Raw genomic sequence first — 231 nt, 5'->3', positions numbered from 1 at the left:
GCAGCACTTGGTAGTCAATTATCTAAAATTCGTACTGGCCGTGCTCATCCTGCAATTTTAGACGGCATTATGGTGTCGTACTACGGCGCTCCAACACCGTTAAACCAAGTTGCAAATGTAACTATTGAAGATTCACGCACACTGGCTATTGGTGTATTTGATAAGTCTTTAGCGCAAGCTGTTGAAAAAGCTATTATGGCTTCTGACCTTGGTTTAAATCCAATGTCTGCA

Annotated in this window: 1 protein-coding gene; it reads left to right on the top strand. The window is 42.0% G+C overall.

Features of this window, described 5'->3' with window-relative positions:
- Positions 1 to 231 (top strand): ribosome-recycling factor (locus tag SB765_RS34215; RefSeq protein WP_410933101.1); only part of this gene is annotated, 231 nt, incomplete at both ends.

The sequence above is a fragment of the Pseudomonas sp. SIMBA_067 genome (genome assembly GCF_046534675.1).
GTDB classification, from domain to species: Bacteria; Pseudomonadota; Gammaproteobacteria; order Pseudomonadales; family Pseudomonadaceae; genus Aquipseudomonas; species Aquipseudomonas putida.
Note: the sequence above shows the minus strand (reverse complement) of the source record. Positions and strands in the feature narration are given on the sequence as shown.